The sequence below is a fragment of the Algoriphagus sp. genome, assembly GCF_024642405.1.
Taxonomy (GTDB): domain Bacteria; phylum Bacteroidota; class Bacteroidia; order Cytophagales; family Cyclobacteriaceae; genus Algoriphagus.
The window spans coordinates 1-7,458 of record NZ_JAHEBC010000187.1 but is presented as its reverse complement, the minus strand read 5'-3'; the positions used below and the strand labels follow the sequence as shown (position 1 = coordinate 7,458).

Sequence of the window (7,458 nt, the reverse complement as noted above, 5' to 3'; positions counted from 1 at the left end):
TAAGTTCAAGTAAATATTTTTTTTAAAATGATCTTTAACGAAAAAAGACCTGCTCAATGGGCAGGTCTTTTTCGAAGCATCAACACACAATTACCTTTTCAGGCATTTCTCTTTCTAAACGATCAATTACTTGTTATCGTTTTTATTCTTGATTTCTTCTTGTATTCTTTTTTGAAACTCCTGGATCTTTGCAGCATTCTCTTTTTGCCAAACTTCCATTTTACGCTGGTATTCTTCCAGTTTTGGCTGCATCTCCTTTTCCCAAGCCTTCATCTTTTCTTCGTAAGCTTTCATTTTTGGCTCGTTATCTTTTTCCCAGGCCTTCATTTTTGCCTCAAACTCTTTCATTTTAGGCTCATTGGCTTTTTGCCATTCCTCCATCTTTTTCTCAAACTCTTTCATCTTTGGCTCGAATGCTTTCTGCCATTCCTGCATTTTCTTTTCAAACTCCTCCATTTTAGGACTGTTCTCATCTTCCCAAGCTTTCATTTTCAGCTCATATTTTGCAGCCCATTCTTCGGCTTTCTCAGACATTTCCTTTGCCTTCTGCTCCATTTCTCTAACCCAATTTTCTTTTTCTGCTTTCGTCATTCCAACAGTATCCTTGGAATCCATCATAAAACTTTTTCCCCCATTAAAATTAAATTCCATTGGAGGCATAGGAGCCATCTCAAAATTAGGTGCTGGAGCCATTTCAAATTCAAATTCGGGTGTTGGAGCCATTTCGAATTCCATTTGTGGGGCAACAGCTATTTCAAAATCCATCATCGGAGCCATGGCCTCCTCAGGAAATTCAGGCATTGGGGATAATTCCAATTCAGGCATATTTTCAAGTACCACAGTTTTGCCATTATGCTTATAGACAAAGGAGCCTTTCTTATTGCCTTTCATGATCACTGTATCACCTTCTTTGATGATGGTATCTCCTTTGATCTGAATTCTGTATTCCTTCCGATCTTTCAATTCGATCACCTCATTATCATCATTTACCCAGACGGCGTTACCATCAGTGATAATAATTTTTTCTCCTTTTTCAGGGATAGTATCGAGCACATCAACCAGATTCTTAGTCACCTTAGGAGCAACAATATTCGCAACACTTGTTTGATTGATCGGCTGAATTTTTTCAACCTTCACAGGAGCATCCTGCTGTGCACTGGCCATCAGGCCCGCACTGAGTATTAATGTAATTAACATAGGGATAGAAATTATAGGGTTTTGAGGGTAGGTTTGAGCTGGATAGCCCATGATTCTCTTTATTCTTTGTAAGGTTGGATTTCTCCTTTTACCTGCAGCTAAAGCTAATTCAGGTGGGTTTTGCTTCGCAAAGTTTAATACCTCAGCAAGTCCAAAAGCCAATTCTTTCGCAGAAACTCCTGCTGAAACTGCCAGATCGTCAGAAGCATTTTCACGCAATTCTTTCACCGTCTGGCTCATCCACCAGAAACATGGATGGTAGAAAAACACAACCTCCAAAACAGACTGTAGTAGATTTGCCAAATAATCGTTTCGCTTCACATGAGCCAATTCATGCGCTATTATTGCCTCCAATTGCGTTGGAGAAAGCTGGAAGAGTAAGGCTGCCGGTATCAAAATGACAGGCTTCAAAAATCCAAAAGTGATTGGCGAAAGTCCATAGTCTGTGATTCTGAGCTGTACTTTTTTACTTATCCCGATTTTTGAACCCAGTTTTTTGACTAGATGGTCAAGGTTTGAATCCAAATTCACGAATGAAGACTTACGAAGAATCCTGATTTCTGACAGGCTATTGACTAAGCGGAACATGAAAAGTAAAGCCCCCAAAAACCAGAAATTAACCAGCATAGGAAGTTGACTTTCGATCCATTTCACAATCTGTAGAAGCAAAGCCTCTGAATTGGATACAGCCGCACTGCTTGCCTGATTTATTATTAAAGCTTCCAAAGCCACTTGATCAAAAATCGAGGTACTAGATTGGATGGATAGCTGGTAAATGAATGTTCCTGATGCAATGAAGAATGTTAATCCCAAGCTTCCAAGCGCTAGATTATATTTAAAATTGGGGCTTCGGCGAGCAAACACTTTTAAAAGGATCCAAAGGGCACTTCCTATGAATACGAGCTGCCAAATGGAATGAACCAATGTCCATCCCAATGCATAAAGCAAATGATCCGGTATCAAATCGTTTAAAATTGTCATCAGGATTTCTTTTCTAGTTGGTCTAAAAATTCTCTTATTTCATTCAACTCCTCCTTCGAAGGATTATCTTGTCCAAGTGCTTGCATGACCAACTTTTTAGCTGAACCGCCAAAAGCTGTAGTCATCAAATTTTTCAAAAGAGATTTTTGAGTTTCTCCTTGATTCGTGGCAGGCTTATAAATATGAGTTCTGCTCTTTTCATCTCGAGTCACCATTCCCTTAGCAAACATGATCTGCATAATTTTCAGAGTGGTGGTATAGCCTGTCTCTTTGGTTTTAGAAATCTCCTCGTGAATCTGTCTCACACTGGCTTCTTTCTTTTCCCAAAGCAAGGATAAAATCTCTAATTCGGCTTCTGTCGGTTTGCTCATGGCTAGGTTATACGATATCTTTCGTACCAAAGTTATACGAAGAAAATCGTAAGTCAAATTATCTACGAAAATAATCGTATTAAAAAATGTTAAACGCCTGTTTTTCAGTTATAAATAGATTTTCGATAGTCTAATAAACTGTTTCTCTATTAATTCTGAGCAATTGAACTTTCTTGCCATTACATTAGTTGTATAGACATTGAATTTTAAGCTAAGTCAACTATTTACAATGAGTAAAGAACAAGCACTTTTGAAGCCTATCACGGTAGGTGGACAAAAGTTATCCAATAGAGTATGGATGGCTCCAATGACCCGTTCCAGAGCGAACAATCCAGAAAATAAGCCTTTCGAATTACAAGCTAAATACTACCAACAGAGAGCCTCTTCAGGTTTGATTATTTCTGAGGGTTCCCAAATTTCCAAAACTGCTGTCGGTTATATCAATACACCTGGTATTTATTCTCAAGAGCAAGTTGAAGGATGGAAAGAAGTGACCAAGGCTGTCCACGAAAAAAATGGACATATTTACATACAGCTTTGGCACGTCGGAAGAATTTCACATCCAGACTTCCATAATGGGGAGTTACCATTGGCACCTTCTGCGATAAATCCCAATCAAAAATCATACACTCCAGAAGGCTTTAAGGAAACAGTCACTCCAAAAGCGATGAGCTTGGAAGAAATAAAGCAAACCATCGAAGACTTTAAAAACGGAGCAAAAAATGCGATGGAAGCAGGCTTTGACGGAGTGGAAATCCACTCATCAAATGGGTATTTACTTCATCAGTTTTTTAATCTTACAAGTAATGTTCGAACAGATGAATATGGTGGAAGTATTGAAAACAGAGCTAAAATTCTCTTTGAAGTAATTGATGCGATCAAGGAAGTGATGCCGGAGAATAGAATTGGTGTTAGACTTAACCCATCTCTAAATGGTGTCTTTGGAATGGAAGCGGATGAGGAAACTATTCCGACATTTGACTACATAATCAATAAGTTAAATAATTATGACTTGGCTTACCTACACCTTTCAGAACCATTTACAGATGTATCAGATATTCCATATTTAGAACCAAATATTGCCAAAAGATATAGACCGATTTACAAGGGTACTTTAGTGATCAATAATTCTTTTGATCAGGAAAAAGGCAACAAGATCATCGAAGAAGATTTGGCAGACGCCGTGGCGTTTGGGAAATTATATATTTCAAACCCAGATCTTCCTATCCGTTTTGAAAACAATGCTCCTTTGGCCGATTGGGATCAAAACACTTTCTACACCCCAGGAGAAAAAGGATATACAGATTACCCCTTGCTGGAAGAAGCGAATGTTGGATAATCACCCCAGAGGCCGGATATTCCGGCCTTTTTTTTACATTTAAATATGTGTTTAGTAGCTATTTCCTGGAAAAACCACCCTGATTATCCTTTAATTATCAGGGCAAATCGAGATGAGTTTTTTGAAAGACCCAGTGAAAAAATCCATCAATGGAAGTCAGGTTTTTATGGAGGAAAAGATCTAAAAAGCGGGGGAACTTGGATGGGTTTTCACCCAAATGGCAGTTGGTCACTCCTTACCAATTATAGAGATTTCAATCAAGCTAAGAATGCAAAAATCAGCAGAGGTAAACTGGTTTCAGATTTTCTTGAAAGTTTGGTAAGCCCAAGAGAATATCTCGAAAGTGTAAAAGCAAACCAAACTGATTATGATGGATTTAATCTATTAGTCTCGGATGGAAAGCAATTACTCTATTTCAGCAATTTTGGAGAAGATATCTTAGAAGTACCTGTAGGAATTCATGGCTTAAGCAACGGCTTGCTGAATGATCCATGGCCAAAATCTGTATTGGCAAAAAAGCAGCTCAACGAAGAAATAAATAATATTCCAAAAACAGAGAGTCTACTAAGTATTCTTACTTCCAAAGAAACTTTCCCAATCCAAAAACTTCCTGACACAGGAGTACCCAAAGAAATGGAAATTGGACTATCCTCACAATTCATTCGACTTGGTTCGGATTATGGAACTGTTTCCTCTTCTGCTTTGGTTTTAAAAAAATCCGGAGATGTAACTTTCAAAGAGCGAAGTTTTGAATGGGATTCCAGTAAATTCACGGATGAAACTTATCGTTTCAAAGCTCAAACCTAGAAATTCATGATTAATAAAGTATACGATGTGTTGATCATAGGCGGAGGTCCGATAGGGCTAGCTTGTGGAGTGGAAGCCCAAAATGCGGGTTTAGAATATGTAATCCTAGAAAAAGGGGCATTGACCAATTCCATCTACAATTACCCGATCAATATGACTTTTTTCTCCACTTCGGATCGTTTGGAGATGGCGAATATTCCCTTTATGTCTGTAGGAAATAAACCGACCAGGACTGAAGCTTTGGAATATTATAGAAGAATATTCTTTCATTTTGATCTCAATGTCCACCTTTACGAAGGCGTTGAAACCCTGAAAAAGAAAGGGGATATTTTTGAAATCAAAAGTTCAAAAGCCACTTATCAAACCAAAAAAATCGTCTTAGCAACGGGATTTTACGATCTGCCAAATTTGATGAATGTCCCAGGCGAGGAATTACCAAAAGTTCAACATTATTACAAAGAACCTTGGCCATTTATTGGCCAGAAAGTGCTTGTGGTGGGAGGAGCAAACTCTGCAGTGGATGCTGCCTTGGAAACTTGGAGAAAAGGTGCGGAAGTCAGTATGGTATTACTCGAAGAGGAAGTAGATCAAAACGTGAAGTATTGGGTGCGTCCTGATATTATGAACCGTATCAAAGAAGGGTCGATCAAAGCTTTTACTCAATCAAAAGTCAAAGAAATTAGGGAGCATGAGGTTATAATCACTACTCCTACTGAAGAAGTGACTATTGAAAATGATTTTGTTTTGGCCATGACTGGCTACAAACCAAATTTTGCTCTTTTGGATCAATTAGGAGTAGAAATGAGTTTAGATGAAAAGCGTCAGCCATGCTATGATCAAGCAAATCAAGAGTCCAATGTACCGGGAGTTTATTTGGCAGGAGTGGTTTGTGGCGGATTGAATACCCGAGAATTCTTTATAGAAAACAGCATTGTGCATGCTGAATCGATTATGAAGGATATTAAAGAGAAGCTCGACTAAGAATTGGGAATCCATTATCTTTGCCTCTGATTATGAAAAAGAAACCATTTACTGTTGTCTATGAGGACAACCACCTATTAGTTGTCAATAAAGCTGCAGGCATTTTAGTACAGGGAGATAAAACTGGCGACAAAACTCTGACGGACTACCTCAAAGATTACATTGCAAAGAAATACGATAAACCGGGAGCTGTATTCCTTCATCCCATCCATAGATTGGATCGACCTGTGAGTGGATTGGTTGCATTTGCCAGAACTTCCAAAGGCTTGGAGCGCATGATGGAGCTTTTCCGCAAGCGGGATATTCATAAAGTTTATTGGGCCATCGTGAAAAGAAAGCCACGTGAGGAGCAAGGAAAATTGACCCATTGGCTGACTAAAGATGAGCAAAAGAACTTCGTCACAGCGCATGAAAAAGAAGTTCCTGGATCTCAAAAAGCGGAATTGAATTATAAAACCCTGGGTTTTATGAATGACCACTGGCTCTTGGAAGTTCGTCCGGTTTCAGGCAGGCCCCATCAGATCCGAGTGCAGTTGGCATCCATGGGTTGCCCGATTAGAGGTGACATCAAATACGGTTTTGCGAAGCCAAATCCAGATGCCAGCATCAACTTACATGCATTTAATTTAGTATTTGTTCATCCTGTGAAAAAAGAAAAATTATATCTCAGAGCAGCTGTCCCAGAAGAAGAATTCTGGGAGCAATTCTTGGAGTTTGAGACTGTAAAAACAAAAGACCAGCATCTGGATAATTCCTTTTCTGGATAACCAAACTTATATAATCAATTTAAAATAACCTTTGAAGATGCAGGATTCTCTTCAAAGGTTATTTTTTATTACTTTTCTAAATGAATAAAGATATAATCATCCTATCATGAAAAATCTCCTTCTTGTTTTCACTGCCTTGTTGCTGTTGGCTTCTTGTACCCCTAAGCCAAGTTCAAAAACTATTTACATTGTTAGGCATGCGGAAAAGCAATTAGAGGGTGATGATCCGGAATTAGCTCAAGTTGGTGAAATCCGTGCTACCAAGTTATCCCAAATTCTTTCTGATAAAGAGATAGCGCATATTTATAGCACCGACTACAATAGAACCAAAGACACTGCGAAACCTACTGCTGATCAAAATAGTCTGGAGATCGAAATTTACGATCCAAGAAATCACGATGCGCTTGTAGAAAAATTAAAGTCTATAGAAGGGAATGCCTTGGTAGTAGGACATAGCAACACAGTAGGTCAGATTGCTAATTATTTTATAGGTGATGGTGAAGAATATGGAGATTTGCAGGACGTCGAATACGAATTTATTTATGTGGTGACTATCGATGATGCGGGTTCTTCAGTAGTACGAAAAACCTACAAGGATTTTTAAACTAAAACGACTTCAATTCCTTTCTCCTCCAGCAAAGACTTATATAAATCCGGAATACCAGAGTCCGTTATAATCAAATCCACATCTTCCAATTCGCAGATTTTCCCAAAGCCCTTTTTGCCAAATTTTTTGGAATCTGCTAGCACAATTGTTTTTTGGACATTTCGGATCATCTGAGCATTCAGATGTGCCTCCATCATATTGGAAGTAGTCAATCCATGCTCCAAGCTGATCCCGTCTACACTCAAAAATAGTTTACTGCAGGCAAAATTCTGAAGCATTTCCTCGGCATAATGCCCTACTGCAGAGCTACTACTTTTCCTCACAACACCACCCAATTGGACCAATTCCACTTCGGGGGAATCTATTAGAGCCAAAGTCACATTCATCGCAGCCGTCAGAACAGTCAAA

The 7,458-nt window shown here is 38.8% G+C and carries 7 protein-coding genes and 1 pseudogene; 5 read left to right on the top strand and 3 right to left on the bottom strand.

Annotated features, from left to right (window positions below; genetic code table 11):
* Positions 1–126: 126 nt before the first annotated feature.
* Both Q0L68_RS13455 and Q0L68_RS13450 read right to left on the bottom strand, forming a co-directional pair.
* Complete coding sequence (locus Q0L68_RS13455; RefSeq protein WP_296704066.1) at positions 127–2,178, bottom strand: M56 family metallopeptidase; 2,052 nt, start codon at positions 2,176–2,178, stop codon at positions 127–129.
* Positions 2,178–2,549 carry a BlaI/MecI/CopY family transcriptional regulator gene (locus Q0L68_RS13450; RefSeq protein ID WP_296704064.1) on the bottom strand — a complete coding sequence of 124 codons (372 nt, stop codon included), beginning with the start codon at positions 2,547–2,549 and terminating at the stop codon, positions 2,178–2,180. Before Q0L68_RS13450 ends, Q0L68_RS13455 begins: the two co-directional genes overlap by 1 nt.
* A gap of 229 nt (positions 2,550–2,778) precedes the next feature.
* Here Q0L68_RS13450 and Q0L68_RS13445 point away from each other — a divergent pair, with 229 nt between their 5' ends.
* From Q0L68_RS13445 to Q0L68_RS13425, 5 genes are all read left to right on the top strand, one after another.
* Positions 2,779–3,888 (top strand): alkene reductase, encoded by a 1,110-nt coding sequence (locus Q0L68_RS13445; protein ID WP_296704062.1) that lies wholly within the window; start codon positions 2,779–2,781, stop codon positions 3,886–3,888.
* Positions 3,889–3,933: 45 nt separating this feature from the next.
* A complete protein-coding gene (locus tag Q0L68_RS13440) occupies positions 3,934–4,695 on the top strand; it encodes an NRDE family protein (protein WP_296704060.1) in 762 nt (253 codons plus the stop codon).
* A 6-nt stretch (positions 4,696–4,701) separates the two neighbouring features.
* Positions 4,702–5,676, top strand: a complete 975-nt coding sequence (locus tag Q0L68_RS13435) for a YpdA family putative bacillithiol disulfide reductase (protein ID WP_296704058.1) — start codon at positions 4,702–4,704, stop codon at positions 5,674–5,676.
* A 32-nt stretch (positions 5,677–5,708) separates the two neighbouring features.
* Positions 5,709–6,443, top strand: coding sequence for an RluA family pseudouridine synthase (locus Q0L68_RS13430; RefSeq protein WP_296704055.1), 735 nt, complete (start codon positions 5,709–5,711; stop codon positions 6,441–6,443).
* A 106-nt stretch (positions 6,444–6,549) separates the two neighbouring features.
* Positions 6,550–7,047, top strand: a complete 498-nt coding sequence (locus tag Q0L68_RS13425; protein WP_296704052.1) for a histidine phosphatase family protein — start codon at positions 6,550–6,552, stop codon at positions 7,045–7,047.
* On the opposite strand, the pseudogene Q0L68_RS13420 reads toward Q0L68_RS13425, so the two are convergent.
* Positions 7,044–7,458, bottom strand: a pseudogene (locus tag Q0L68_RS13420) (transcriptional regulator); the annotation flags it as partial. The gene Q0L68_RS13425 and the pseudogene Q0L68_RS13420 overlap by 4 nt on opposite strands.

Bases quoted from the DNA above. Each gene is read 5' to 3' on its own strand.
- Q0L68_RS13445 (WP_296704062.1), top strand. From the start codon at position 2,779: ATGAGTAAAGAACAAGCACTTTTGAAGCCTATCACGGTAGGTGGACAA.
- Q0L68_RS13430 (WP_296704055.1), top strand. From the start codon at position 5,709: ATGAAAAAGAAACCATTTACTGTTGTCTATGAGGACAACCACCTATTA.
- Q0L68_RS13440 (WP_296704060.1), top strand. From the start codon at position 3,934: ATGTGTTTAGTAGCTATTTCCTGGAAAAACCACCCTGATTATCCTTTA.
- Q0L68_RS13450 (WP_296704064.1), bottom strand. From the start codon at position 2,549: ATGAGCAAACCGACAGAAGCCGAATTAGAGATTTTATCCTTGCTTTGG.
- Q0L68_RS13425 (WP_296704052.1), top strand. From the start codon at position 6,550: ATGAAAAATCTCCTTCTTGTTTTCACTGCCTTGTTGCTGTTGGCTTCT.
- Q0L68_RS13455 (WP_296704066.1), bottom strand. From the start codon at position 2,178: ATGACAATTTTAAACGATTTGATACCGGATCATTTGCTTTATGCATTG.
- Q0L68_RS13435 (WP_296704058.1), top strand. From the start codon at position 4,702: ATGATTAATAAAGTATACGATGTGTTGATCATAGGCGGAGGTCCGATA.